Source organism: Amycolatopsis sp. CB00013 (assembly GCF_001905755.1).
GTDB lineage: Bacteria > Actinomycetota > Actinomycetes > Mycobacteriales > Pseudonocardiaceae > Amycolatopsis > Amycolatopsis japonica.
In genome coordinates, this window is record NZ_LIWC01000001.1 from 182,909 (window position 1) to 208,178 (window position 25,270).

22 protein-coding genes are annotated in these 25,270 nt (G+C 69.8%); 5 read left to right on the forward strand and 17 right to left on the reverse strand.

Annotated features, from left to right (window positions below; all coding sequences use genetic code 11):
- Window positions 1–7 precede the first annotated feature (7 nt).
- Genes AMK34_RS00770 through AMK34_RS00790 form a run of 5 tightly spaced genes read right to left on the reverse strand, consistent with a single transcriptional unit; the run spans window position 8 to window position 6,399 of the window.
- Window positions 8–1,405, reverse strand: a complete 1,398-nt coding sequence (locus AMK34_RS00770; protein WP_073842303.1) for a tryptophanase — start codon at window positions 1,403–1,405, stop codon at window positions 8–10.
- Complete coding sequence (locus AMK34_RS00775; RefSeq protein ID WP_073842304.1) at window positions 1,398–2,567, reverse strand: cation:proton antiporter; 1,170 nt, start codon at window positions 2,565–2,567, stop codon at window positions 1,398–1,400. Before AMK34_RS00775 ends, AMK34_RS00770 begins: the two co-directional genes overlap by 8 nt.
- On the reverse strand, window positions 2,560–3,924 hold the full coding sequence (locus tag AMK34_RS00780; protein ID WP_073842305.1) for a tryptophan 7-halogenase: 1,365 nt from the start codon (window positions 3,922–3,924) through the stop codon (window positions 2,560–2,562). Before AMK34_RS00780 ends, AMK34_RS00775 begins: the two co-directional genes overlap by 8 nt.
- Window positions 3,924–5,642, reverse strand: a complete 1,719-nt coding sequence (locus AMK34_RS00785; RefSeq protein ID WP_241832650.1) for an amino acid adenylation domain-containing protein — start codon at window positions 5,640–5,642, stop codon at window positions 3,924–3,926. The genes AMK34_RS00780 and AMK34_RS00785 overlap by 1 nt, the downstream gene beginning before the upstream one ends.
- A gap of 25 nt (window positions 5,643–5,667) precedes the next feature.
- The gene (locus AMK34_RS00790) at window positions 5,668–6,399 is read right to left on the reverse strand and encodes a thioesterase II family protein (RefSeq protein WP_241832651.1); all 732 of its coding nucleotides are present in this window, start codon (window positions 6,397–6,399) and stop codon (window positions 5,668–5,670) included.
- Window positions 6,400–7,027: 628 nt separating this feature from the next.
- On the opposite strand from AMK34_RS00790, the gene AMK34_RS00795 reads away from it, so the two are divergent.
- The 3 genes from AMK34_RS00795 to AMK34_RS00805 are packed head-to-tail and all read left to right on the forward strand — an operon-like array spanning window position 7,028 to window position 10,244.
- Window positions 7,028–8,374: an MFS transporter gene (locus tag AMK34_RS00795; protein ID WP_241832652.1), complete on the forward strand. Its 1,347-nt coding sequence runs from the start codon at window positions 7,028–7,030 to the stop codon at window positions 8,372–8,374.
- Window positions 8,371–9,510, forward strand: a complete 1,140-nt coding sequence (locus AMK34_RS00800) for an ROK family transcriptional regulator (RefSeq protein ID WP_083649698.1) — start codon at window positions 8,371–8,373, stop codon at window positions 9,508–9,510. The genes AMK34_RS00795 and AMK34_RS00800 overlap by 4 nt, the downstream gene beginning before the upstream one ends.
- Window positions 9,507–10,244, forward strand: coding sequence for an SDR family oxidoreductase (locus tag AMK34_RS00805; protein WP_073842307.1), 738 nt, complete (start codon window positions 9,507–9,509; stop codon window positions 10,242–10,244). Before AMK34_RS00800 ends, AMK34_RS00805 begins: the two co-directional genes overlap by 4 nt.
- Here the strand turns inward: AMK34_RS00805 and AMK34_RS00810 are convergent.
- Window positions 10,222–11,085: an aminoglycoside phosphotransferase family protein gene (locus tag AMK34_RS00810; RefSeq protein WP_241832734.1), complete on the reverse strand. Its 864-nt coding sequence runs from the start codon at window positions 11,083–11,085 to the stop codon at window positions 10,222–10,224. The two genes, AMK34_RS00805 and AMK34_RS00810, sit on opposite strands and share 23 nt — an antisense overlap.
- Window positions 11,086–11,296: 211 nt before the next feature.
- Between AMK34_RS00810 and AMK34_RS00815 the strand changes: the two genes are divergently transcribed.
- Window positions 11,297–11,941, forward strand: a complete 645-nt coding sequence (locus AMK34_RS00815; protein WP_038514999.1) for a lytic polysaccharide monooxygenase auxiliary activity family 9 protein — start codon at window positions 11,297–11,299, stop codon at window positions 11,939–11,941.
- A gap of 396 nt (window positions 11,942–12,337) precedes the next feature.
- Here the strand turns inward: AMK34_RS00815 and AMK34_RS00820 are convergent, their stop codons facing one another.
- Window positions 12,338–13,399, reverse strand: coding sequence for a family 43 glycosylhydrolase (locus AMK34_RS00820; protein ID WP_241832653.1), 1,062 nt, complete (start codon window positions 13,397–13,399; stop codon window positions 12,338–12,340).
- Between the two features lie 244 nt (window positions 13,400–13,643).
- On the reverse strand, window positions 13,644–14,471 hold the full coding sequence (locus AMK34_RS00825; RefSeq protein WP_073842309.1) for a helix-turn-helix transcriptional regulator: 828 nt from the start codon (window positions 14,469–14,471) through the stop codon (window positions 13,644–13,646).
- Between the two features lie 82 nt (window positions 14,472–14,553).
- Between AMK34_RS00825 and AMK34_RS00830 the strand changes: the two genes are divergently transcribed.
- The gene (locus AMK34_RS00830) at window positions 14,554–14,961 is read left to right on the forward strand and encodes an SRPBCC family protein (RefSeq protein WP_073842310.1); all 408 of its coding nucleotides are present in this window, start codon (window positions 14,554–14,556) and stop codon (window positions 14,959–14,961) included.
- On the opposite strand, the gene AMK34_RS00835 is transcribed toward AMK34_RS00830, so the two are convergent.
- From AMK34_RS00835 to AMK34_RS00875, 9 genes are all read right to left on the reverse strand, one after another.
- Entirely contained in the window at window positions 14,930–15,829 is a 900-nt protein-coding gene (locus AMK34_RS00835; protein ID WP_073842311.1) for a helix-turn-helix transcriptional regulator, read from the reverse strand. The genes AMK34_RS00830 and AMK34_RS00835 overlap by 32 nt on opposite strands.
- Before the next feature lie 53 nt (window positions 15,830–15,882).
- Window positions 15,883–16,686: an SDR family oxidoreductase gene (locus AMK34_RS00840; protein ID WP_073842312.1), complete on the reverse strand. Its 804-nt coding sequence runs from the start codon at window positions 16,684–16,686 to the stop codon at window positions 15,883–15,885.
- Window positions 16,687–16,842: 156 nt separating this feature from the next.
- Window positions 16,843–18,066, reverse strand: a complete 1,224-nt coding sequence (locus tag AMK34_RS00845; protein ID WP_073842313.1) for a glycoside hydrolase family 18 protein — start codon at window positions 18,064–18,066, stop codon at window positions 16,843–16,845.
- Window positions 18,067–18,078: 12 nt separating this feature from the next.
- Window positions 18,079–19,080: a helix-turn-helix transcriptional regulator gene (locus AMK34_RS00850; protein ID WP_073842314.1), complete on the reverse strand. Its 1,002-nt coding sequence runs from the start codon at window positions 19,078–19,080 to the stop codon at window positions 18,079–18,081.
- On the reverse strand, window positions 19,070–20,308 hold the full coding sequence (locus AMK34_RS00855) for an MFS transporter (protein ID WP_073842315.1): 1,239 nt from the start codon (window positions 20,306–20,308) through the stop codon (window positions 19,070–19,072). Before AMK34_RS00855 ends, AMK34_RS00850 begins: the two co-directional genes overlap by 11 nt.
- Window positions 20,305–22,026 carry a condensation domain-containing protein gene (locus AMK34_RS00860; protein WP_083649699.1) on the reverse strand — a complete coding sequence of 574 codons (1,722 nt, stop codon included), beginning with the start codon at window positions 22,024–22,026 and terminating at the stop codon, window positions 20,305–20,307. The genes AMK34_RS00855 and AMK34_RS00860 overlap by 4 nt, the downstream gene beginning before the upstream one ends.
- Window positions 22,023–22,817: a protein phosphatase 2C domain-containing protein gene (locus AMK34_RS00865; protein ID WP_073842316.1), complete on the reverse strand. Its 795-nt coding sequence runs from the start codon at window positions 22,815–22,817 to the stop codon at window positions 22,023–22,025. The genes AMK34_RS00860 and AMK34_RS00865 overlap by 4 nt, the downstream gene beginning before the upstream one ends.
- Window positions 22,814–24,517, reverse strand: coding sequence for an NAD(P)-dependent oxidoreductase (locus tag AMK34_RS00870; RefSeq protein ID WP_143202307.1), 1,704 nt, complete (start codon window positions 24,515–24,517; stop codon window positions 22,814–22,816). The genes AMK34_RS00865 and AMK34_RS00870 overlap by 4 nt, the downstream gene beginning before the upstream one ends.
- 186 nt (window positions 24,518–24,703) lie before the next feature.
- Complete coding sequence (locus AMK34_RS00875) at window positions 24,704–25,258, reverse strand: helix-turn-helix transcriptional regulator (protein ID WP_051972558.1); 555 nt, start codon at window positions 25,256–25,258, stop codon at window positions 24,704–24,706.
- Window positions 25,259–25,270 lie beyond the last annotated feature (12 nt).

A 25,270-nucleotide genomic window follows, 5' to 3' on the forward strand; every position in this document is an offset into this window, starting at 1 on the left:
GGATCGGTCACCCGTCGTAGATGTCGGCACCCCCGGCCGGGGCGAAGCGGGCTTGGAAGAAGCGGAGGTGGGGTGGTTCGTGAGTGAAGGTGAGGCCGTGGGTGATGTCGTGGCGGTTCTTGTGGACGCGGACGAGGGTGTCGGCGACGTGGTCGATGTGGCTTTGGGTGTAGACGCGCCGGGGGATGGCGAGCCGGAGGAATTCCAGCGGCGGGTAGCGGTTCTCGCCGGTGGCCGGGTCGCGCCCGGCTGAGACGGTGCCGCGTTCGACGCCGCGGATCCCGCCTTCGAGGTAGACGGCGGCGGCGAGGGTCTGGCCGGGGAGTTCGGTGCGGGGGAGATGGTCGAGGACGGCGGTGGCGTCGACGCAGACGCAGTGCCCGCCGACGGGGTGGACGATCGGGACGCCCGCGGTGTCGAGCCGGTGGCCGAGGTATTCGACCTGGGCGATGCGGGCGCGGATGTGGTGTTCGTCGACGGATTCGCCGATGCCCTGCGCGATGGCTTCCATGTCCCGGCCGGCCATGCCGCCGTAGGTGTGGAGGCCTTCGTAGAGCAGGACGAGCCCGCGTGCCTGTTCGGCGAGGCCGGGGTCGCGGAGGGCGATCCAGCCGCCGATGTTGGCGAGACAGTCCTTTTTGGCCGACATGACGGCGCCGTCGGTGGGGGCGCACAGCGCGAGGAGGATGTCCGCGATCGAGTGGTTCGCCCAGCCCGGTTCGCGTTGCTTGACGAACCAGGCGTTCTCGACGGCGCGGGCGGTGTCGAGGAAGACGGGGATTCCGTGGGCGTGGGCGAGGTCGCAGGCGGCGGTGAGGTTGGCGACGCTGATCGGCTGGCCGCCCGCCATGTTCACGGTGGCGGCGAGTGAGACATAGGGGATGGCGGCGCCGTGTTCGGCGATGACGGCCCGCAGTTTGGCGAGGTCGACGTCGCCCTTGAACGGGTGTTCGTCGGCGGCGTCGTGCGCTTCGTCGATGATGACGTCGTGGAAGGTGGCGCCGTTGAGTTCCTGGTGGGCACGGGTGCTGGGGAAGTACATGTTTCCGGGGATATGGGAACCCGGGCGGATGAGGCAGCGGGAGAGGATGTTCTCGCCGCCTCGGCCTTGGTGGACGGGAATGACGTGTTCGTAGCCGTAGTGCGTCCGGACGGCCTGTTCGAAGAGGTAGAAGCTGCGGGCGCCGGCATAGGCCTCGTCGCCGCGCATGAGGGCCGACCACTGCCGGTCGGACATCGCGCTGGTGCCGGAGTCGGTGAACAGATCGATGTAGACGTCTTCGGAGCGGAGCAGGCAGGGATTCCATCCGGCTTCCCGTAAGGCTTTTTCGCGGTGTTCGCGGGTGGTGGTGCGGATCGGTTCGATCATCTTGATCCGCCAGGGTTCCGCCGGGTGGTCAGGCATCTCGGGTCACCTTGTCTCGTTCGAAGTGGTTGAGGAGCGGGCCGGTCATGGCCGTCGTCACGAGGGCCATGGCGACCATCGCGGTGTAGAAGGCGCTGTCGATGACGCCGAGGCCGAGCCCGATGCTGAGGAAGACGAGTTCGGTGACACCGCGGGTGTTCATCAGGGTCGCGAACACCGCGGCCGGCCGCGGCGGTTGTCCGGCGAGGCGGGCACCGAGGTAGGCGCCGCCGCCTTTCGCGACGACGGCGACCACGATGATCGCGAGGGTTTCGGTCATCAGGGCGGCGTCGAGCCCGCCGAGGTCGACCTTCCGTCCGATGAGGACGAAGTACAGCGGGACCAGCAGGGACGCGGCGGGCGTGATCAGCGCGGCGGGATCGTGCCGGGACACGGGCCTTCCGGCCGCCATGCCGATCAGGAACGCGCCGATCGCGGAATGCAGGCCGATGGCGTCGGTCGTCGCGGCTCCGGCGCAGGCGAGGGCGACCATGGTCACGACCGCGGTCGGCCCGGACAGGCGATCCACCGCCCGGCCGAACCACGGCCGGGCGAGGACGAGCAGGCCTGACAGGAACGGGACGGCCAGTAGGAGCGTCCAGTCCTGGGTTCCACTGTGGACGGAGGCGACGACGGCGAGTGCCGCCCAGGCGGCGGCGTCGGTGAGCGCGGCGGAGGTGAGCGCGCAACGGCCGCGGTCGTCGTCCAGCATCCGCCGTTCGGACAGGATCCGCGCCAGTACGGGGAAGGCGGTGACCGCCATGGCCGCGGCGGCGAAGAGGACGAACGGCGTGACCCCGGCAGGGGCGTGGCGTGCGGCGAGCCAGAGCGCGAGCAACGTGCCGAGGACGACCGGGACGACGGTCGCGCCGAGGGCGGGGACGAACGCCGCCGTGATCCGTGCCGCCGTCATCGACGGCGCGAGGCGGGCGCCGACCCCGAACAGGAACAGGATCAGGCCGAGCTGGGCGAGCGCGTCCAGCGTCGTGTCGACCCGGCCGGGCAGGCCCGGGCCGGCTTGCAGGGCGAGGCCGACGACGAGCCCACAGGTGATCTCCCCGAGGACGGCGGGCTGCCCGGCACAGGTGAAGACCCAGCCGAAGCAACGGGCCATGGCCAGCAGAACGGCGAGCGCGGCGAGCAGCAGGGCCAGGTCAGGCATCGGGCACCCGCCACCGCCTGCCGTCCGCGGTGGGGACGAGCCCGCCGGGGAACATCGGCGGCTCGTCGCCCGCGGCCTCGCCGAGCAGGCCACGCAGCTGGAGCTGCACACCTTCGGCGAGCACGTCGCCGAACATCGCGCGGGAAAAGTCCTGTGAGGACACTCCGCCGACAAGTTCGGCGAAAGCCTCGTCGGCGGTTCCGTGATGGCCGGTCAGCCGTCGCGCCTGCCGGAAGTAGTCGTCCTCGCCGGAGTCCAGCCGGTAGAAGGAGATGAGGAAATCCCGGAACAGCCCGAATTCCCGTCGGTAGCGGGCCTCGAACTCGGCGAAACACCGCTTCTCGTCCGCGAAACCCGAGAGGGTGCTGTTGATCGACCGGGCGGCCAGCAATCCGCTGTAGGTCGCCAGGTGTACCCCCGAGGAGAACACCGGGTCGATGAAGCAGGCGGCGTCGCCGACGAGCACCATGCCCGGCGACCACAGGACGGTCCGGTCGTAGGAATAGTCCTTCCGTACCCGGAGCCGGTCATACGGTGGTTCGGTCGCGCGGCGCGCGTCGCGGAGGAACTCCTCGATGAGCGGGCAATCCTCGATCAGCGCCGAGTAGGCGGTCTCCGGATCGCCCTGCACCCGGTCCGCCGATTCCTGTTTGACGACGGCGCCGACACTGGTCAACGTGTCCGACAACGGGATGTACCAGAACCAGCCGTCGGCGAACGAGACGCACAGGATGTTCCCCGCGTCGGGCGCGGGCATCCGTTGGCCGCCCTCGAAGTAGCCGAACAGCGCCAGGTTCCGGAAATGCGGCGAATACTCGCGGATGCCGCCGACGTCGTGGTGGAGCCGGCTGCCATGCCCGGAGGCGTCGACCACGAACCTGGCCGTCGCGTGCCGTTCGTAACCGGCGTCGTCGAGATAGCGGACGCCACCGATCCGCTCGCCCGCCCGGAGCGTGCCGAGTGCCCGATGGCCTTGCCGGATTTCGGCACCGAGACGGCGGGCACCGTCGAGCAGCAGCGTGTCGAACCGGGCGCGCTCGACCTGATACGCGTACGACGTGGGCCCGGCCATCCGGTCGGACGCGGCGAAGGAGAACGTCCACGGCTCGGCACCGGTGCCCCATTTGAAGGTGCCGCCCCGTTTCCGGACGAAGCCCGCCCGTTCGATCTCTTCGCGGACCCCGAGCATCGCGCAGATCCCGTGGACCGTGGCGGGGAGCAGGGATTCCCCGATCTGGTAGCGGGGGAAACGGTCCTTGTCCAGCAGCAGCACCCGGTGACCTTCCGCGGCCGTGAGGCCGGCGACGGTGGAGCCTCCCGGGCCGCCGCCGACGACGATCACGTCGTAGTCGTCCATCACGGCGTCTTTCCTTTCTCTGTGGCGGGAACGAGTTCGGCGAGCCGGGCCACGGTGCGGCGCAGCAGGACGTCCCGCAGGGAACAGGGCACACCCTGTGCCCGTAACCGAGCGGCGAGCGCCGCGGCGGAGAGACTGTGCCCGCCGAGGTCGAAGAAGTCGCTGTCCGCGTCGACCACCGGAAGCTCCAGTTGGACGCGGAACGCGGCGGCGACGAGCTCCTGGGTGGAGGTCAGCACGATCGTCCGCCGTACCGCGACGGGCGGGGTGAGAGCGGCCCGGTCGATCTTCCCGGTCGGCCCGAGGGGCATCGCCTCGAGCGGGACGATGGTGGAGGGGAGCAGATACGACGGCAGCATGGCTCGAAGCCGTTCCCGCAGCCGGCCGACGCTTCCCGTGTCGAGCACGACGTAGGCGACCAGCCGCGGCTCGGAGCCTTCGACCCTGACCGCGGCCTGCCGGACCCCGGGAGACGTGAGCAGCGCCTGCTCCGCCTCACCCGGCTCGACCCGATGGCCGCGGATCTTGACCTGATCGTCCAGCCTGCCCAGCCATTCCAGGTGACCGTCGGCCATGAGACGGCACCGGTCGCCGGTCCGGTACCGGCGTTCTCCCGCGGTGACGAACCGGTCCGCGGTCGGCCCCGGCCGCCCGAGATAGCCCAGTGCGAGGCAAGAGCCGCTGATCACGAGTTCGCCGGGTTCCCCGATCGGCACGGGCCGCAGGTGTTCGTCGACGATCCGGGCGGTGGTGTTGCCGATCGGCCGTCCGATCGACGGCGTCGCGTGGTCGTCGAGCCGGCAGGCCGTGGTGAACACCGTGCACTCGGTCGGGCCGTACAGGTTCACCGCGGTGACGCCCGGGGCCGCGCGCAGATACGACCAGAGATCCTGGCCGATGGCCTCCCCGCCCATCACCAGCATCCGCGGACGGCTCCGTCCTCCGAGCAACCCGGCCTCCACCAGCGCCGACATCTGCGCGGGCACCGCCTCCACGACCGACAACCGGTGCTCCCGGACGAAGTCCACATAGGACGCCGGATCCGTGCGGACGGGGTCGGGGAGCAGATGCAGCTCGTGCCCGCCCGCCATCCACAGCAGCGGATTCCAGGACGCGTCGAAGAACAGCGGCAATCCGTGCGCCACCCGCTGAGGGCCACGGCCCGCGGGGAAGAACCCGTCGGCCAGTTCGCCGTACAGGTTGACCAGGCTCCGGTGTCCCACCGAGACCCCTTTGGGGAGGCCCGTCGAACCGGAGGTGTAGATGAGGTACGCCGGACCGGCGGCGGCCCTGGGCGGCCGGTGCCCGGCATACCCGGAGAGCTCCGCCTGCCAGTCCTCAGTGGACAAGACCAGGTCCGCCCGTTCCGCGAGCCGCACCACATCCGTCAGCACGACGGCGGGGCGGGCGTCGGCGAGAATCGTGTCGAGGCGTGAGTCGGGCAGGGCGGGATCGACCGGAAGGTAGACCGCTCCCACCTTCGCCGTCGCGAGTACGCCCAGCACCGCTCGCACGGACCTCGTCATCGCGCAGGCCACCACCGTCCCCGGCGACGCGCCCGCGTCCCGCAGCATCTGGGCGAGCCGCTCGCCCCAAAGGTCGAGGTCGTGGAAGGTCCACGCGACCTCGTCGGCCACCAGACAGACCCGGGCGGGGGCCCGCCGGGCCTGAAGCTCGAACAAGTCGCACCAGGTCACGTCGGGAATCCGTCGTGTCACACCGCTCACCGTGGACAACGCCGCCTCAGACATCGCACGGTTCCAAACCGAACCGGACCAGATCCCAGAAGCGGGCTTCCTCGCCTGGCGTGAGAACCGCCAAGTGGCCCCCGGGCACGACGCAGCCGGTGAACCGTCCGGTCGTCCAGGCCCGCCAAGCCCGGATATCCTCGTCGCCGGTCGCGAAGTCCGGGTCGTCCGCTCCCCGGAACGCGACGATCGGGCAGGACAACGGCACTTTCGCGGGGCCCGGGTAGGCGCTGGTCAACCGCAGGTCGCCGAGGAACAGATCGAGCGTGTACTCCCGGAGTTCGGGGGAGTGCCGGTAGCCCGCCGACGAGCGCTCGAGCAGCCTTCCCGCCTCGGCGGTGTCCGTCTTCGCGTACTTCCCGGGAACGCGCCGCTGCGGCGCGCACGCTCCCACCACGACCAGGCCCGCGGGGCCGGGTAGCCCTCGGCCGAGGACGCGCTGGGCCACTTCGAGTGCGACGAACGCGCCCATACTGAAGCCGATCAGCACGGTTCGTGAAAAACCTTCGGCACCGAAGCGATCGAGGCAATCCAGGGCGATTTCCTCGGCGAGATCCGCGAACGATTCGCCGGGCGGCTCGGTGAGACGCGCGCCGCGTCCGGGATATTCCACGCCCCATACCGCCGATCCCGCCGCCGCGCGGGCGAGCCCGCGCAGCCCGAGAACCGTGCCGCCGGCAGGTGGGAAGCACAGGTATTCGGTACCGTGACCAGACCGTATGTCCACTATGGACAGTTGGCTGACAGCAGTGTTCCTTGCCACGTTCTCTCCCGAACCGTTCGTCAACGGGGGGTCGCCGCCCGTTGAAGACGAAGCCGAAGGGCACGACGCGTCGCCTCGGCGTCCATATCGGACGGAGTGGGCGGTGCGGTGCCGTGCGCTACCAGCGAGTTTTCACGATGTCGCGCCATCCCGGTGAACGTCCGGGCTCCGCGCGGATGACGCGCCTCGGCGAAAACGGGTTTCGCCTCGCCCGCACCTTTGGGGTGCTTCCGCGACCGCGCCGACCGCGGGAAAGATGCGGGCTCCTTCGTGTTCTCTTCCGTTAGGTGGTAACCGTCAGAGGTGGTGGTCCGAAAGATACGACGCCCTTAGGCCGTTCGGGGTAACAGTTTGATGGCGAGACCGAAATCGCTGCAAGCGGCGACCTGTCCGTGGTGCCGCTCACCCGGCCGGGCTACCTCAGTGTGCGTGGTGGCCTTCCCGCGGTTCTCCGTGGAGAACCGGGCGCTTGCCCGATCGGCCCGACTCGGCAGCCCGATCGTCCCCGAAGCCGCCGGATACGGGCGGAGGCGGCGGACCCGCTCCTAATTTGGTGTTCGTCGCACAAAAAGCGGAGCGGGGAGGAATCCGGATGGTGCCGGGAATGGCGAGCCGGTCGACGATGTCGCCGGGACGGGCGCGGTTCGTGCGGAACTGGACCGGCAGGCTCGTCGCGTTCGGCGAGTTCATCGACGGCTACGACCTGCTCGTCATCGGCGCCGCCGTCCTGTTCCTCAAGCCGTCGTTCCACCTCACCGCCTCCCAGGTCGGCCTCGTGACCGCGGCGGCGTTCGTGGGCACGGCGCTCGGCCTGGTGGTCTTCGGTGATCTGTCCGACCGGTTCGGCCGCCGGGTGATCTTCATGATCAACCTGGCGGTCTTCGTGGTGGCCTCCCTCGCCGCGGCGTTCGTCCAGGACGTGTGGCAACTGGTCGCGGCCCGGTTCGTGCTCGGGGTCGCGGTGGGGATGGACATCCCGACCTCCCACGCCTTCCTCACCGAGATCGCGCCCAAATCCCGCCGAGGCCGGATCGCGGGCAGCTTGCCGAACATGATGTGGCTGGGCGGCGCCGTCACGTCGGTGCTGCTCGCGCTCGCGCTCCAGCCGTTGTTCGGCGACGAGACCTGGCGGTGGCTGTTCGGGCTGGCCGCGCTGCCCGCGGCCGCGGTCCTGGTGGCGAGGCAGTTCCTGCCGGAGTCACCCCGCTGGCTGAGCGCGCGTGGTCGCGTGGAGGAGGCACGGCGGATCTACGACGCGCTCGGGTTGGAACCGCCGAAACACGAGGTCTCGGAGCGGCGGAGCTATCGGATGCTGGTGTCCGGCGGGGCGTGGCGGCGGCTGGCGACGGTCACGGCCATCTTCGCCATCCAGGCCTTCGGCGGCGCGGTGGCGACGGTCGCCGGACCGTTGATCATCAGCAGCACCGGCATCGGGGTCTCCAACACCCTGTACTTCTCCCTGCTGGGTTTCGTGGTGGGGCTGATCGCCGTGGTCGCGGGCGCCGCGATCATCGACCGCGTCAACCGGCGCTGGCTGGGTGTGTGGACGTGCCTCGGGGTGTTCGGCGCCGGGCTGGGAATCGCGTTCACCGGCGAGCACGCCGGTGTCGGACTGGTGGCCTTCTGGGTCGTGTACGCCATGCTGACCTGGTTCGGCCCTGGCGTGCTGTCCTGGGTGTGGAGCACCGAGGCGTTCCCCACTTCGTTGCGGGGCCTGGGATCCGGTATCGCGCAGTGCGTGACCCGGCTCGCGATCGCGCTCAACGTGTTCCTGGCACCCATGCTGGCGCAGAAGCACGGCATCACGGTCGTCGCGTGGTACGCCTGCGCGTTCCTGGTGAGCGCGGTGATCGTGCTGCTGTCGCCGTGGCTGGCCACCACCGGTGTCGAGCTCGAGGAGACCAACGGTGTCGAGTCCGGGAAACCGGAGTCACGATGAACCACCCCGGTCACACCGGAAGCCGGCCGCGCCAAGCCCGGCAGGCCAACACGGCCGCCGTGCTCCAGTTGCTCGTCCGGAACGGTCCGCTGGCGCGCGGCGACATCGCGAAGGAACTGTCCCTCAACCACGGCAGCGTCAGCCGGATCATCGAGCCTCTGCTGTCCGCCGGTGTCGTCCGTGAACTCGCCGAGCGGTCCACCGGTGCCCGGGTCGGCAGGCCCCGGGTGCCGGTGGAGATCGATTCGTCCAGCCGGTACGCGGTCGGTGTGCACTTCGGCCTCGAACGGACCACGCTCGGGCTGATCGACCTGTCCGGGCACTGCGTCCAGACGCACTCCGAGACGCGCGATCCGGCGGACAGCGCCGCCACCCTGCGGCACGCCGCGGAACTGGCGGCCGGGGTGGCGGACGCCGCGCCGGGACCGGTGCTGGGCATCGGGGTCACCGCCGGCGGTGAGGTGGACCGGGCGACCGGCCGGGTCGTGCGCAACGACGTGCTGGGCTGGGCCGACGTCCGGGTCTCCGACGTGCTACGTGAGCGGACCGGGCTCGACGTCGTGGTGGACGGCAACGTGGCCGCCCTGCTGGGTGCCGAACTCACCTTCGGCGCGGGGCTCGGCGGGCACGACGTGTCCTATCTGTTCATCGGCAACGTCACGGAGACGGGGTTCCTCAGCCGTCCGGTGGGTACCTGCTCGAACGGCATCGTTCAGGGCGACTTCGGCCGCCTCCTCGTGCCCGAGCTCGCCGGTGGCGGTCACCGGCGCTTCGGCGAATGCGGGACGGACGTGGCGTTGCTCGCCGCCGCCCGGTCCGCCGGGGTCGCGGCGACCTCGCTGACGGAGCTGATCCGCTTGGCGGACACGGATCCGGCTGCGGCGGGGCTGCTCGAGGGACGCAGCGCGCAGGTGGCTCTGGTGGCCGACACGGTGTACGACCTGATGCGGCCCGACCTGATCGTCCTCGGCGGCAGCGGCGCGCCGTCGGACCGGTGGCTCGACGCGGTACGCGATCGCGTGGAGACGGCCCCACCTGGGGCGCTGGTCCGGCCACTGGCACGGGGCAATCCGTTGGTCGTCGCGGCGGCGGGACTCGTCGTGCGTGCCTTCTTCACCAGTGGGGAGTGGTCATGAGCGGTGTGGTGGTACTCGGCGGCGCGGGCGGCATCGGCTCGGCCGTGGTCCGCGCGTTGCAGGCGGAGGGACGACCGGTGGCGGTGGTGGACGTCGCGCCAAAGCCATCGGAACACGACGGCGTGCCGTGGATCCGTGATGACGCGAGCGATCCGGCCGTGATCGGTGCCGCGTTCGACGCGCTCGGCGACGTGACCGGACTGGTGCATTGCCTGCTGAGCGAGCATCGCGCCCCCTTCACCGAGCAGACGACGGACGCGCTGCGCGAGGTGTTGGACATCGGCGCGGTGTCGGCGCTGGAGCCATTGCAGCAGTTGGTCGCCCGCGCAGGGGGAAGGCCGTGCGCCGCCGTGCTCGTCAGTTCGATCCACGCCGGTCTGGCCTGGGGCGGACAGGCCCCGTACGCGATGGCCAAGGCCGCGTTGGAAGCGCTGGGCCGCGCGGCCGCCGTGGAACTCGGACCGCGCGGGTTGCGGTGCAACACCGTCCGGCCGGGGTTCGTCATGGTGCCGCGTAACGCGCATCGCTGGCAGGACGCGGGCACCCGCGAAGCCTTGTCCGGGCTTCAGCCGTCCGGCGAGCTCGCCGGACCGGACGACGTCGCGAGTGTGATCGCCTTCCTCCTCGGCGATCGGGCCAGGTTCGTCTCCGGCGAGACCGTCACCGTGGACGGCGCGATGACCGCCGTGTTGCCCGAGCCGCCGCCGTCTTTCAACCGAGGAGGGCCTGGGTGATCTGGCGGGTGGTCTGCGCGGCGACGCGGGGGTTCACGGCGGCGTAGTGGACGTAGGCGTTCAACCCGGTTGCCAAGGCCCAACCACGTCCGCGGGTCCAGGTCGCGTCGTCCACATCGAGCGCGGCGCGGAAGGTGGCTCGCGTTTCGGCTGACATGAGGGTGAAGGCGATGATCAGATCGCGAGCCGGATCACCGACGCCGAGCTCGCCGAAGTCGATGACGGCGCTGAGGCGGCCGTCGGTCGTCAACAGGTTGCCAGTGTGGAAATCGCCGTGAAACCAGACCGGCGGACCGCCCCGGCCGGGGGCGGCGAGGGCGGTGTCCCACAGGTCGGTCATCGCCGCGGCGTCGAAGGCATCGCCGACTTTCGCGATGGCGATCCGCGTCGCCGTGTCCCGGGTGGCGAGCGGACGACCGGTGAGCTCCTCGGTCGTTCCGGCGTCGATCCGGTGGAGCGCGGTCAGGAACCCGGCCAGCGCAACCGCGGCCTCGTGCGAGCCGGACAGGGCGTCCACGGTCGCCACCTCGCCGTCCAGCCACCGCGACACCGCCCATGGCCACGGATAGCCGAAGCCCGCTGCTCCCACTCCCACCAGTTCGGGTACGGCCAGCGGCAGGTGCGGGGCCAGCCGGGGCAACCACTCGGCTTCCTTCGCCGCCTGCTCGATCGCGCCGTCGTGGCGAGGTAGCCGCACGGACAGGTTCTCGCCCAGCCGATAGATCACATGATCCGAGCCCGCCGGAGCGTACGGAAGCAACGGCAACCCGGCCCATTGCGGGAACTGTGTGTCGATCAGACGCCTCGCCAACGCGATGTCGATCACCGGGCTGGGTTTCACGGTCAAGAGCAGCTCCTGCGGTCGGCTGTGGCAGCGTGTCATGGCCGCTGCGGTGTGATCAACCGATTTGCCGGACTCGCGCGTGAGCTGGGCCCTCGCCTTCCGGGACATCGACGTGACCGGAGCCCGAACCCGACTTTCGGGCCTACTCGGCGGTGTGCCGGGCGCCTACCGTGGCATGGTCTAGACCTCTCATGAGAGGACTCTTGCGATGAAGTTTTCCCGCTCTGTGGTGAAAGTCGCGGTTTTGACCGCGGTGTTCGGCGCGGTTTCGGTGTTCACCGCCGTTCCCGCGCTCGCGCATGGCTCGATGGGCACTCCGATCAGCCGGATCATGCGCTGTTTTCAGGAAGGTCCGGAGAATCCGCGGTCCGCCGCGTGCAAGGCCGCCATCGCGGTGGGCGACAGCTGGCCGATTTACGACTGGGACGAGGTCAACATCGGTGACGCCAGCGGCCGTAGCCGCGAGATCATCCCGGACGGCAAGCTGTGCAGTGCCGGACGGGCCAAGTACAAGGGGCTCGATCTTGCCCGTGCGGACTGGCCGGCGACCACGATGCCGGCCAGCGGTCCGTACACCTTGCGGTATCAGCTGACCGCCGCGCACCCGGGCACCTTCGAGCTGTATGTCACCAAGCCGGGTTACGACCCGACGAAACCGCTCAAGTGGTCCGACCTGGAAGACACCCCGTTCTACAAGCAGAACAACCCGCCGATCGCCGGCAACGCCTATCAGTTGAAGGCGAACCTGCCCGGCGGGCGGACCGGCAGGCATTTGATCTACTCGATCTGGCAACGCCACTGGCCCGATTCCGGCGAGGCCTTCTACTCCTGCTCGGACGTCATTTTCACCTGATCTCCGCGGCCCGGCCGGCAAAGGTGGCGAAGACCGATGTCGGCTGGGCAACGCTCGCCGACTCCGCCCCGATTGTCGAGCGCGGGTCAGATGGCAAGAGGGCCTGAACGGTTTTGGCTGGGGTCGTGAGTGTTTTGAGTCGTTAGAGCCAAGGGTGTCTTAAGTACCTACGCGGAGCGCGGCTGCGGCTGATCCAACCTGCGTCAGTAGGCACTAGCGGAGTGGTGTGGACTGAAGGCTCCCTTCACCGAGTCTGACGCGACGAAAGGAGCCTTCGCCCCCGGCCGGCTACGGGAGCGGTGGTTCGGTCGCAGGTGCCGCTTCGTGAGTGTTTTGGGTCGTTAGAACGACCCAAAACACTCACGACCCCTTCGCAAACCGCCCGGATCGGGGCCCTTAACTGAGGTAGAAGCCGCCGTCGTTGCGGAGGACCGTCGCGACGATCGGGAACCGGCGAGTGCCGTTCCACCAGTGGTAGACGGCGTGGTACTGGCCGTTGGCCGCTTGGAAGAAGTCCATCCCGCCGGGGCCGGGGTGGTTGCCGGGCAGGCCGCGGTAGGGGTTGAGGCCGCCGGTGCCGGTGTACCCGAAGTAGGGCCGCTCGGCCCCGTTCTGCCGCGGTGTGCAGCGCGTCGACGGGATCGGGCCGGTGCCGCACCGGGCGATGCCGGTCGCATACCGTGCGCTGTCCCAGTTGTTGCCGGAGTAGGCCAGGTACCAATAGCCGTCGGCGGACTTGAACATCGACGGGTTCTCGATCACGTGCGTGCCGCCGCTCATCCGGATGGTCTCCCAGCCGATGTCGGTGCTCTTCAACGCGTCCCGGCGGGTGTCCCAGTCCGCCATGCCGTTGGACTGGGTGCGCACGACCGAGATACCGGTCTCCGGGTACGAGGTGATCGCGTCGTCCCGGTAGGCGACGTACATGGAGCTGCCCGAGACGAACGGGTTCGCGTCGATGGCCCAGCGGCCGTTGCCCGGGCAAGCCCACTCGACGGGGTTGGTGAACGGCCCCCGCGCACTGCCCGAGACGGCGCGGCCGAGGCATTTCTGGCCGGAGCCCCGCTTGGACGCGGTGTAGTACATGAAGTAGGTGTCGCCGAAGCGGACGACGCCGGGCGCCCAGACGTTGCCCTCCGCCCAGCTACCCGGCCCGTTGGGCAGGGCGTCGGCCGACGCGCACGTGCCCACGCCGACGGTGTTGCCGGAGCCGTGCACGAGTACCGGCACGAACAGTTTCCCGGTCACGCCGCACCGGTCGCCGACACCGGCGCCGACCGTGGTGCCGTAGGTGACGTACGAGCCGTCCTTCGCCTGGACGGTGTCCGGGTCGGCGAGGGGGAACGTCGACTCGGCGGCCGCGGTCGAGACACCGTCGGCCGCGCCTGCCGTGCCGACCGCCGTGACGGTGGCCGTGGCGGTCGTGGCGAGCACGCCGGCCACGAGTAATCTGGTCATCCACTTGCGCATGCTGAATCCCTTACTGGGCAAGAAGAGTGATGTCGGTCAAGAGGAGCACCCGGCCGCCCACGGTCGGGGTGGGAAGCCCTGCGGCTGCGATGCCGGGCGAGATTCGCCGGGGTGTCCGGCTCCTCTCCCCGGTTACTTGTGGACGGACAAGTGCGCCGGTTGCAAACTATGTGACCTCACTCGCCAACGGGACTGAAAGCGCGGAAACTGCCGCTCGATGCATCCGTACGGCCTATCGGCGCTGTCGTTCGACCGTGGTGAGCAGTCCGCGTAGCGCGGTCGGGGTGTGCCCCAGGTGTTCGCGCATCGTTCGGCACAAGTGCGCCTGGTCGGCGAACCGGAGGTCGGCGGCGAGAGTGGCCAGGCTGGGCTCACCCGCCTCCAGCCGGTCCAGAGCTTGGGCGACGCGGACGCGGTTGCGGTAGCGGGTCAGCGAAACTCCCAATTCGCGGGTGAAGGCTCGGCTGAGCCGGTACGGCGAGACACCCAGAAGAGTGGCGAGCGGGACCAGGCCCTCCGCGGCGGGATGACCCTCGCCGATCAGACTTCGGGCTCGGGCTACCAGTGTCCGGTCACCGGCGCTCGCCGGATCGCTCTCCGGGACAGTCGTGGTCACGACCTGCCGGACGGCCTCGGTCACCAGGCTGACCAGTCCTTCGGTCGCCGCGTAGTCCGTGTCGGCGGCGCGGGAGGCGGCCAGGAGTCGTCGGTGGGCGAGGTCGAGCCTGCCGTCGACGTACAGCGACGTGCGTTCCAGCCGTGGTGCGTCGCCGGCCATCGCACGCCAGAACGCGGGGGTCAGGCTGATCGACGTGCACCTGTCGCCGCCGGCGGGATGGGCGAAGTGCTCCTCCTCACCCGGCAGTCCGAGGTAGCCGACGGTGCGGTCGAGATCCACGTGGACGCCACGGACCCGGCGGCGGAACCCGCCGCGGCGCACGAGCACGAGCCGCACGTCCTCGCGTGGCCGCTCGGCCGACCAGCCGCGGTGATCGTCTCGGCAGTCCACGTCCGCGATGGCGAACTCCGGGCGGGCCGCGAGCCCGAGGAAGGAGAGCACCCGCGGAGGCTACGCGGTGGGTCCGACAGTTCCGCAAGGATCTTCAAGACCTGGGGGACGGGTTCGGGGCAGGGTTGGCGACATGACTTCCCTCAGCAACGAAATCATGGTCGAGTCCAGCGCCGAAGCGGTGTGGGAGGTGATCGGCGACTTCAGCGCGGGTCCTTCGCGGATGGCACCGGGGTTCGTGGTGGACACCCGGATCGAGGACGGCTGCCGGGTCGTCACCTTCGCCGACGGCACGGTGGTCCGGGAGCGATGCGTCACCGTCGACCACGACACGCGCCGGATCGTCTACGCGGTGATCGGCGGCACCGTTCGGCCGGACCACGACAACGCCTCCATGCAGGTCTTCGCCGACGGTGAACGACGGTGCAGGCTGGTGTGGGCCCGCGACGTCCTCCCCGACGCCTTGGCCGCGCCGATGGCCGAGGCGATGTCGCGCGGTTTGGAGGTCATCAAACGGACCCTCGACGAGCCCAGGCGGTGATCTCGGTCGTCGGCCTCTCCTGACCGGCCGCCCACGACGCCAAGAGGGCCAGGCCGTCCGCGGTCGTCGTCCCGGCGGGTGCGGTGTAGACGGTCAGAAGCAGGCCAGGTTCGGCAGGCAGCTCCATCGACTCGACGTCCAGGTCGAGCCTGCCCACTACGGGATGGTGCAGACGTTTGCGTCCGGACCGGTGAAGCTGAACGTCCTGAGACGCCCACCGCCGCCGAAACAGCCGACTGCGCGTCGACAACTCACCGACCAGGGCGATCAGCTTCTCGTCGTGCGGATCGCGGCCGGCTTCCATACGTAGCTTCGCGGCCACATCGCGGACGATCCGGTCATAGTCGACAAAGAACGCTTTCGCCGCCTCGGGATCCAGATACACGAACCGCGCGGTGTTCGCCGGTAGTCGCGGGTCGGCCAGCATCGGTGAATACAGTGCGCGGGCAAGGTGATTCATGGCCAGCACGTCATAACGGCCGTTGCAAATCCACGCGGGCGCATCGGTGATGGCGTCGAGAACCTGCTGAAGCGCGGGGCGCACCGTCACGGCGGGCCGGCGTCGGCGAGTGGGTGCCTTGGATCGCCGCGCCAGGTGGAACAGGTGATCGCGCTCGGCCTCGTCGAGGTGCAAGGCGGAGGCCAACGCGCCGAGCACCCCGTCGGAGGCGCCGGCGAGGCTGCCGCGCTCCATCCGCACGTAGTAGTCGACCGATACCCCGGCCAGGAGAGCTACCTCTTCGCGACGCAGACCTTTGACCCGGCGGTTGCCGCCGTAAGCGGACAGTCCGGCCCGCTCCGGCGTGATCCGGGCGCGACGCGAACTCAGGAATTCCTTGATCTCGGTGCGCAGGTCGATCGTGGCCACCCCTGCACTGTAGGCCGGTGTCCACAGGCGAAGGGAGGTACTGCTGGTACCCCCTAAGTACCCGACGCGGTCGTCGCGATGCCGCCGTCGACCGGGACGATGGCGCCCGTCAAATAAGACCCCGCCCGGCCGGCGAGGAACACGGCGGTGCCTGCCATGTCGTCGTCACGGCCGATGCGGCGCAGAGGCGTCTTCGCCGCGATCGTGTCGCCGATGGCGTCGATCGTGGCCGCCATCATCTGCGACGGGAACACTCCTGGGGCTATCGCGTTCACCGTGACGTGCTGTGGGCCCAGTTCCCTGGCAAGCACCCTGGTGAGTTGATGGAGTGCCGCTTTGCTGCCGGCGTACGAATAGTTGGGCGCCTCGGCGACGTGGATGGCGGCGATACTGCCGATGTTGATGATCCGCGCGGGATCATCGGCGGTGCCCGCCCTGCGCAGCGCGGGCAGCAGCGCCTGCACCAGCCAGAACGGCGACTTGAGGTTGAGGTCGATCACCGCGTCCCAGGCCTCGGCGGGGAACGTCTCCAGCGGCTCGCGCCACATCGCTCCGGCGTTGTTGACGAGGATGTCCAGGCGTTCCCAGCCGGCCTTGACGAGATCAGCGAGGCGCTGACACTCGTCGTACCTGGACAAGTCGGCCGGGATTGCTTGAACGTCGCCGAATTCGGAGAGCAGACGCTGTGCCTCCGCGCACGCGTCGGCCTTGCGTGAGCTGACGATGACGCGGGCGCCCGCCTGCAGAAGACCGCGCGCGATCATCATCCCGATGCCCCTGGTTCCGCCAGTGACAAGTGCGCATTTCCCGCTCAGGTCGAAAAGTCCTGAATGAGTGGTGAACTGGTTGCCCGCCATAGGTTTACGTCCGTTCTGTCCTGTGAAGCCGACTCGAACAGGCTGACAGGCGTGCTGGACGTCTGGGAGATCCTGGCGATACAGGTACTGCGAGGGCCCCTGTCCGGGGCCGCGGAGGCCGGCGGTTCCCACGTCGGGCGACCGCCGGCCCTTCCATCAGGGGCGGAGCCAGGGCCCGGTCATCGCGGCGAGAAGGCTGTGCTGCGGATCGTCGGCGCCCAGCTCCCACATCATCATGCCCGCCAGGCGGTGGCGTTTCGCGAACAGCGAGCGATCCTGAATGGACCGTGGGTTCTCGTAGCTCACCCAGATCTTCTTCTCCGGGTTCCAGAGGTACGGCGAGCGCACGATCGGATCCCATCCCTTGCGGAATCCGGGGTCACCGGCCCACTCCGGGCCCATGAGGACCTTGTAGTCGAGGAACTGCATGGCCGTGTACGGCTGGTAGAGGCCGTCGTTGGCGGTCGAAGTGACGGTGAAAGCCCGGCCGTAGAAGGGAACGCCGAGAACGATCTTCTCGCGCGGGACACCGTGGTCGGTCATGTACTTCAGCGCGCCGACGTTGTTGTTGTACTCGTCGTTCGGATCACCGGGCCGTTTGACCAGCGGGTCGTTGAAGCAGGAGAACTTCGAGTAGCCCGTGCAGAAGTCGTAGGTCATCAGGTTGAAGATGTCGACGAGCCTGCCGACTTCACGCAGGTCGAAACTGTTGGACGCGTCGTAGGGCGCGCCCCCGGTTCCGGTGCCGTCGTCCTGGACGCGGCCCGCGGGGATGTCCGCGGACAGCTTCATGGCGCGGGCAGGCCTGCCGTGGTCACGGGCATAGCGCTGCAGTTGTGCCCGGAATTCCTTGAGCAGCAGGGTGAAGTTCGCGCGGTCGGCGGGCGAGTTGCCGATACTGGGCAGCCCTCCGGAGACCGGGAACTCCCAGTCGACGTCGAATCCGTCGACCAGTCCGGCCGGGAACGCGCTCAGCCATTTGTCCACACAGGACTTCACGAAGGCGCGCCGGGATTCTGCCGTCGCGGCGCCGGCGCCGAAACCCGGTGCGGCCCAGCCGCCGATGGAGATCAGCACGGTCAGGTCGGGATGATCACGTTTCACCGCCGCGAGACTTTCGATGTCCTTGCGCTGCTTGGCGTCCGGGGTGCTGCACCGGCCGCCCGCCGGTGAGGCGAACCAGTAGCTGATGGTGTTCAGCATTTCCCAGGGGACCTGATCGGCGGGCGGCGTGCCGCCCCAGAACGCCTCGAGGACCGGCCGGTCCGGTGGCGGGGCGGCCTCGGTCTCCGGTGTCCCGGAAGCGGGGGAGGCGGGGAGCAGTGCCAGGACCGCGGCGAGGCACAGCCCCAGCCGCAAGGCCAGATTCTTCGGTCGCATGGAAGATCCTTCCTAGTGGGAATGCGTACGAGTGGTGGTGGCGACCAGACCCGCCCGCGCGGCGGCGACGCCCGCCTGGAACCGGCTCTCCGCGGCGAGTTCCTGCATCATCGCCGCGATGTGCCTGCGCAACGTCCGTTCGGACAGACCGACCCGCCGCGCGATCACCTCGTCCTTGAGACCGGCGGCGAGCAGGTCCAGCACCCGGGACTTGACGACGTCGAGGGTGCCGTCGTAACCGGACCGGCCGGGATCGAAGTCGGTGCCGGATTCCCAGCCGCGGTCGTGCGTCCCGGCGAGGAACTGCGCGATCACCGGCCCGTGCACCATCGCGACGGCCTGCTCGCCTTCGAGGCCGGCCCGGAGGAACGCGACCTCGCGGTCGAAGACGGCGAATCGGTCGAAGATCTCGTCCGAGGTCCGCACCCGGCCGCCGAGGGAGGCGACGTTGCACAGGAACGACCGGGTCGCCGCGTCAGCGCGGGCCGCGTGCGGGTACAGCACCCGGACGCGGAGCCCGCGCCGCAGCGCGTCCAGTACGAGCGGCCGCAGATGCCGCGCTTCGGGCGGCTCGTGCGCCACGCACGACTGCATCATCAGCACTTCGGACTTGCAGCCGTTCGCCGTTTCGACGAGCCGCAACTCGGTTTCGCGCGGATCGCGCGAGACCTGGATCGGCGAGTGACGCGGGTTCGCCTGTTCCGCGCGGCCGAAGGCGTCGGCGAACGAACGCAGTTGCCGCCGCCGGGCCAGCAGCAGGCTGCGTTGCTCGTGGATCGCCCGTTCCAGCGGCAGCAGCAGTTCGGTCCGCGCGCTGTCGGGATTGACCGCGACGACCTCGCCGTTCCGGGTCTCCCTGATCAGCCGCAGCCGCCGCAGGAGGCCGAACGCACGGTCCACCTCGGCCGCCGGGACACCGAGCCGGTCCGCGATCTCCGCGGGCCCGTCGCCGTCGAGGATCCGTTCGTAGACCTCGACGGCGAACTCGTCGGCCTCGATCCGGTCACTGAGCACTTCGCAGGTCCCTGATCGAGCGGACCGCGAGCAGCAGCACGGTACAGACGAGCCCGAGCACGGTCGCGAGGACCATCAGTGGCCGTGCGCCGAAGAGGCTCGCCATCGGTCCGGCGAGCGACCTGCCCAGCACCAACGCGAGCAGCGACCCCGAGACGTCGTAGGCGTAGACCCGGTTCAGGAGTTCCGCGGGAATCTGGGTCTGGACCGTGGTGGACCACAGGACACCCCAGTAGGCGAGGCCGAAACCGGCCAGCGTCCAGCCGGCGACGAGCAAGGCGACCGGAAGTCCCACCGCGGGTGTGATCGGGTACAGCGCGAACAACGCCCAGCCGATCGCCCCGGACAGCAGCGGACGGCCCGGTCGGACGCGCATGGCGACCGCGCCGCCCGCGACCCCGCCCGCGCCGAAGGCGGCCATCCCGATGCCCAGCGCGGTCGAACCGTAGTCCGAGACGACCAGGTCCGCGCCGACCGGCAGGGACACACCCGCCACGAAACAGCCGTACACCAGGTGGATCGCGATCACGCCCCAGAGCCAGCCACGGGCGGCGAACTCCCGCCAGCCTTCGACCAGCTGACGCCAGAACGACGGTTCACTGTCCTCAGTGGACTTCACCGGCGTGAGCCGCAGGGCGAACAGGCAGAGGGCGCTGATCCCGTACGTCGCGGCATAGATCCCGAACACGGTCCCGGTTCCGGCGACGGCGACCAGCACACCGGCGAGCGCCGGGCCGAGCACGCCCGAGATCGCCTCGGAAATCCGCAGGATGCCGTTCGCGCCCTGGACGTCCTCAGCCACTTGCGGGACCATGCTCGCCACACCGGGCTGGAACAACGCGGTGGCGGCACCGCTGAGGAACTGCAGGACCACGATCGTCGGCAGCGACGGCGTTCCGACGGCGAAGGCGACCGCCATCCCGCCTTGGACGACCAGCCGGACGAGGTCGGCGATGATCATCATCCGGCGCGGCGTGAACCGGTCCGCGAGCACACCGCCGAACAGCATGAACAATGCGAGCGCGCCCATCCACGCGCCGAGGGCGTAGCCGACGCCGTCGATCCCGTGACCCGCCGCCAGCACGGCGATCGAGAGTGCGACGGGCAGCATCGCGTCGCCCAGCATCGACCCGCTGCGCGCGGTGAGGTAGAGCTTGAAGTTGCCGGACCAGAGCCGTCCGGCGGCCGGTTTTCCTTCACCGGTCAGGGTTTCCGTGTCGTGACTCATACCGGCAGCTCCCGCCCGCTCGCGGAGTCGATGGCCGTGGCCGTCCAGGCGTCCGGATCCAGCGGATCGGCGGGAGGCTCGGCGCAGATCACGTAGTGGTGCGGTGCCAGCGCGGTCGGCCGTCCCGGTAGCGCGGCCAGTACTTCGGCGTGCAGGTCCGCGGGCGTCGCCGGGCCGGTCAGGTGGCACACCAGCCGGTGACCCAGGACGTCGTCGGGCTCCGCGGTCACCAGATGCGGCCGGTCACCGAGGACGTCGGAGACGAGTTCCCGGACGGCGTCCAGTTCGACCCAGCACGAGTCCGAGAGGTACCAGCCTTCCCCACGTTCGACGGGGGCGAGCGTGGTGAGCGAATGCAGTTCCTTCACCGGAAGATCCGCCTCGGCCGCCGCGCGCAACAACGCCAGGAGACCGCGGCCGAACTCGGTCACCTCGGAGGTGTCGAGGCAGCCGGGGTCGACCCACAGCGTCAGATCCAGTTCCGTGTCGAGGCGGTACAGGCAGCCGAAGAAACGGGTCGGGATGTCCTCCGGGGGCAGTAGTTCCAGTGTGCCACCGATTTCGGGGTCGTCTTCGACGTCCGGTCCACCCGGCAGCCACACCGACGGCAGCCTGCCGTACGCGGCGCGAGGCGGCTCGCCGACCGCCGCGTCGCCCAGGGCGCTCATGTCGTTGAACACGAGATCCCTGGCGAAGGAGAAGCCTCGTTCGTGGGTGACGCGGGTGATCACCTCCCAGATGGCGTCGGCTTCGAACCAGCTGTGCCGGTACGCGGGCACGGAAGCGGCGCGGACGGCGTGGACCAGTTCGTCGAACGTCTCCGGGATGGTGACCGGCAGCAGCGCGTCCTGCGCCATCGAACCGAAGAAGCGGCGCAACGGCTTGAGCACCCGGTTACCGGACAAGGACGTCGTCACGCAGGAGGACTGCGCGGTCCAGTGCGCGATCAGCGCGTTGAGCGCGGCGAGGGCGATGGCGGAGGGGCTCGCACTGGTCCGCTCGGCGATCGCCGCGATATGGCCCATCGCGGCCCGTGAACGGACTCGCAGCCCGGGCCGGAGGAAGCCGGTTCCGGTGGCGGGCACGGGGAACATCGCCTGCGGAACCGTGCGCAGCTTGCTTTCCCAGTACCGCGTCGCCGCTTGTCCCAGCCGCTGCACCGCGGGTGTCTTCTCGAGTTCGACGACGTCGAGAGGCTGCGGCGAGTCGTCCACGGGCAGCTCGTGCCCGGCGGCCAGTTCGGTCCATTCGCCGAGGAGGAGTTCGCAGGTGGCGACGTCCATCGCGGCGTGGCTCACCACCCAGACGAGCCGGCGGGGGACGGCGTTCTCGGTCACCACGGCGAGGTGCAACGGCAGCTCCGCGGTCAGATCGAAGACCCGGGACCGCAGGGCGCGCGCGGTGCTCTCGGCCGTCTGGAGGACGTCGCCGTCGCTCTCGACGACCTCGACCTCCACCTCGCCTTCCGCGAGCACGTGCTGGAGCGTCCGGTCGCCGAACGAGTACGTCGTCCGCAGCGACTCGTGGCGTTCGAGCAGCACCCGGATCCAGCCGGCGACCTGGTCCACCGGCGCGCCGGGTACGTCGAACACCATCGCGAGGTTGAGCCGCGTCGGATCGTCGTCGAGGGTGATGGCGCGGACGATGTTCGCGTGGCCGAACGCCAACGGACCGGAGCGAGCCGTCTTGCCGGTGAAACGGACCTGGAACCGGGTCATTTCGTCACCTCGTGGGTCGGGCGGGTCAGGGGAGCGGCGGTGGTCTCGAACCGGCAGAAGACGACTGTCGCGTCGTCGTGGTGTTTCCCGGCGAAGTGGCCCGGCGCGGTACGGAGTTCGGCGCGGCGGGTCTCGTGGACGACGGCGGCCGGGCCGTCGAGCTCGGCGACGTCGAGCAGCTGGTGCCAGGTCCACCCGTAGCGTTCGACGAGCCGGTAGGCGCCGTCGGTGAGGAGCGCGGCGCGCCGCAGTCGCGAGAGTTCCACGGTGCCGGTGCGGGCCTGATCCGCGGCGGCCGGATCGCTGCCCGCGACCCAGAACCCGCCGGGCGCGTTGCGCAGGGGCCGGACCTCCTGCCAGGACAGGTGCAGCAGCCGGTCGATCCGGTCGTCGATGACGGCCTCGACGGTGCCCTCGAGCCGTTCGAGCACCACCGCCGAATCGCTGAGCACCAGGTAGTCGGCGAAGCCGTCCCGTTCGCGCAGGATCGCCACGGTCGCGGTCGGGCCGCAGGGATTGCCGAGATCGCAGGTGCCGGAGTGGGCGTCGCGGACCGACTCGATGGCCGCGCGGAGGACGGCGCGCAGGTCTTCGGCCGGACGTTCGACGAGGATCCGGTCCAGCGCGGTGCCGAGCCTCGCCACCAGCCAGCGGACGTCGTGCACGCAGCCGGTCTCCGCGCCCGGTTCCGCCGTCGCGCCGTCGATGACCAGTGCGTGATACCGGCCTGAGAGCGCCAGATCCTCGTTGACCAGGCCGTCACCCGGCTGGGAGAGACGATCGACTTTCATGCTTCGTCCTTTTCGTAGGCGAGCCATTGGGCGAGTGCGCGGATGCCTTGATCGAGTTCCGTCGCCGGTTCGTCGGCGACGAGACGAGGGGCGGAAGGGCCGCGCGGTGACGACGGCCGGCTGACCGGAACCCGCCGGACGGTCCGGGCGACCGCCTCGGCCAGCTCCCGGCTGGTCAGCGGGGACGGCGTCGCGACGGTCCGCCGCGGCGCCGGCTGGTGCAGGAGGTGGTGCACGGCGAGCGCGATGTCCCGGATGTAGGCGGGCCGGTGGGTCGCCTGTGCCGGGACGTCGGCCTGGATCGGTTGTGCCAGCAGGGCTTGCCGGGTGAACGTCTCCAGGACGGAATAGCCCTCGATACCGGGCCCGTACGGCGAACCGGTCCGCAGGACGCTGGTGCCCGGCGCGGCGGCGGGGACGGGTGCGCCAGGAGGACAGACCTGGACAACGTGCCGCGCCGTCACGGGCGGGAGCGTGGAACCGGGTTCGGCGACGTGGACCACGGCGTCGACGTCCGGCCCGTCGTTTTCGTCAAGGACCTCGTATCCGCGATCGGCCAGATGACGCGCGATCTCCCGGCCGAGCGGGCGGTGGGTGGTGGTGACGAGGACGCGTTCCCGCCGGGGCGAGGGCGAACGTCGTGCCCGGGCACCGGCTTCGTGGCCGAGACGCGCCAATTCCGACATGGCGGGCCGCAGCGTCCGGAGCGTGGCGGCGCCGACGGTGGTGCACACCCCGCCCGCGCCGATCGTGCCCAGCGCGAGGGAGCCGACCCGGTCGAGCCTGCCGCGGGTCCCGAGTGCGCCGAGGAGGTAGGCCGTGGTCCAGAGTCCTTCGATGGCTTCCTCGTCGAGATGCCGTTCCAGCTCGTCGAGAGCGCCGAACACCGACCCGGTGACTTCGAGCCGTTGCTTCTGGCAGGCGTCGAAATCCCATCCCGCCCGGCCGAAGTACCGCTCGGCGTCGATGGTCGTCCGTCTTCCGTCCTCACGGACGACGCACTGGGCGATCCCGTGCTTGAAGAACGGGATGACGTCGGGATCGAGCGGACCCGCGCCGAGTGACCAGTCGTCGCCGGGCGGGGCGGCGAAGCACGCCGACCGCCGTGAGCCGTGCGAGTCGTTGCGGAGGACGCTGGGTTCGTCCGCGTGCTCGACGAGATTCGGCGCGACCAGGAGCACCGGGACCCCGGCCGCGCGCAGGTACCGGGACATGACGACGTCGTCGGGCCAGGTCGAGCCGTGCGCTTGCGCGAAATCCGCGAAACCGGCCGCGATCCGGGCGGGCAGCGCCAATGCGACCGTCGGGGTGTACTCGTGGGTCGCGGTGACCCATCTCGCCCCGGCCAGCGCGGCGAGCCGCACGGCGGCGCCGTTGCGGGAGTTCCAGTTGGTGTAGAAGGCGATCGCGGCGTCGGGCGCGGCCGCGACGGCGGCCCGGGCGTGGTCGAAGAAGCCGTCGGCGGGAACGGCGTCGTCCTGGAGGACCAGGTGGTGGGTCGTGCCTTCGGCGATCGCGGACCAGGCCCGGATCGCGGTACGCAGAGCGGTCGGCGGTCCGGCGGGCTCCGGATCGGCGACCGGTCGCAGCGCCCCGGCGGGCGCGGCGGCCAGCAGGCGGCCGGTGAGTCCCGTCCGCCGCGGATGGGTCATGACGGCACCGGTGAGCACTATGTCGTGGCGGAGAGTCGGAGTGGTCACGTGGCTTGTCCAATCAGGACGTGAATTCGAGACGATCCGGAACGGAATCTAGGTCGGTTCCGGCGGACGCCACCAGAATTTGGCCGAAAGCGGACTCGACGACCGGAGAAAGACATCCCGATCGGCGACGCCGGTGATGATCAATCCACAATGGACGAAGAATGCGGCCGGTACCGGACAGTCGCTTCAGCCGACCGCGTCGGCGGGAAGCCACCCGCATTCCGCCGCCCGGAAACCGAGTTCGAACCGGCTCCTCGCGCCGACGCGGGCCATGAGGACGTTCACGTACCGCCGAACGGTCCTCGCGGATACGCCCAGCCGGTTCGCGACCGCCTCATCGGTCAGTCCGTCGACCAGGCAGCGCAGGATCGCCTGTTCGAACTCGTCCGGCCGAGCGGACGTCATCTCCCAGGGCGTGGCCTCCTCCCAGCGGGGGTCGAAGGCGTCGGCGAGGGCGCTGATCAACGTCGGCGTGGTCACCATGAGCAAGCTTTTGGCGTCGTCGCCACCCGATGGGACCAGCGCCAGTCTGCGGTCTATCAAAAGGGATTCTTCGATCGCCCGATCGGTGACCTTCACCCGTAGCCCGTGCCGCACCGCCTCGATGATCTCGCCGCGCGCGTGCTCCGCCGGTGTCGTGCACAGCAGTCGCACCCGGACGTGCGGCGGGAAGGCGCCGCGGCGCGCGGCCGCGGTGACGGTCCCGCCGAACCACGGCGAACCGCCCGTAGCGGTGGTCAAGACTTCCTGTCT

What these genes read in the sequence shown, in the direction of transcription:
- AMK34_RS00770 (WP_073842303.1), bottom strand. Translation starts at nt 1,405, where the DNA reads ATGCCTGACCACCCGGCGGAACCCTGGCGGATCAAGATGATCGAACCG.
- AMK34_RS00775 (WP_073842304.1), bottom strand. Translation starts at nt 2,567, where the DNA reads ATGCCTGACCTGGCCCTGCTGCTCGCCGCGCTCGCCGTTCTGCTGGCC.
- AMK34_RS00780 (WP_073842305.1), bottom strand. Translation starts at nt 3,924, where the DNA reads ATGGACGACTACGACGTGATCGTCGTCGGCGGCGGCCCGGGAGGCTCC.
- AMK34_RS00795 (WP_241832652.1), top strand. Translation starts at nt 7,028, where the DNA reads ATGGTGCCGGGAATGGCGAGCCGGTCGACGATGTCGCCGGGACGGGCG.
- AMK34_RS00800 (WP_083649698.1), top strand. Translation starts at nt 8,371, where the DNA reads ATGAACCACCCCGGTCACACCGGAAGCCGGCCGCGCCAAGCCCGGCAG.
- AMK34_RS00805 (WP_073842307.1), top strand. Translation starts at nt 9,507, where the DNA reads ATGAGCGGTGTGGTGGTACTCGGCGGCGCGGGCGGCATCGGCTCGGCC.
- AMK34_RS00815 (WP_038514999.1), top strand. Translation starts at nt 11,297, where the DNA reads ATGAAGTTTTCCCGCTCTGTGGTGAAAGTCGCGGTTTTGACCGCGGTG.
- AMK34_RS00820 (WP_241832653.1), bottom strand. Translation starts at nt 13,399, where the DNA reads ATGACCAGATTACTCGTGGCCGGCGTGCTCGCCACGACCGCCACGGCC.
- AMK34_RS00830 (WP_073842310.1), top strand. Translation starts at nt 14,554, where the DNA reads ATGACTTCCCTCAGCAACGAAATCATGGTCGAGTCCAGCGCCGAAGCG.
- AMK34_RS00840 (WP_073842312.1), bottom strand. Translation starts at nt 16,686, where the DNA reads ATGGCGGGCAACCAGTTCACCACTCATTCAGGACTTTTCGACCTGAGC.
- AMK34_RS00845 (WP_073842313.1), bottom strand. Translation starts at nt 18,066, where the DNA reads ATGCGACCGAAGAATCTGGCCTTGCGGCTGGGGCTGTGCCTCGCCGCG.
- AMK34_RS00855 (WP_073842315.1), bottom strand. Translation starts at nt 20,308, where the DNA reads ATGAGTCACGACACGGAAACCCTGACCGGTGAAGGAAAACCGGCCGCC.
- AMK34_RS00860 (WP_083649699.1), bottom strand. Translation starts at nt 22,026, where the DNA reads ATGACCCGGTTCCAGGTCCGTTTCACCGGCAAGACGGCTCGCTCCGGT.
- AMK34_RS00865 (WP_073842316.1), bottom strand. Translation starts at nt 22,817, where the DNA reads ATGAAAGTCGATCGTCTCTCCCAGCCGGGTGACGGCCTGGTCAACGAG.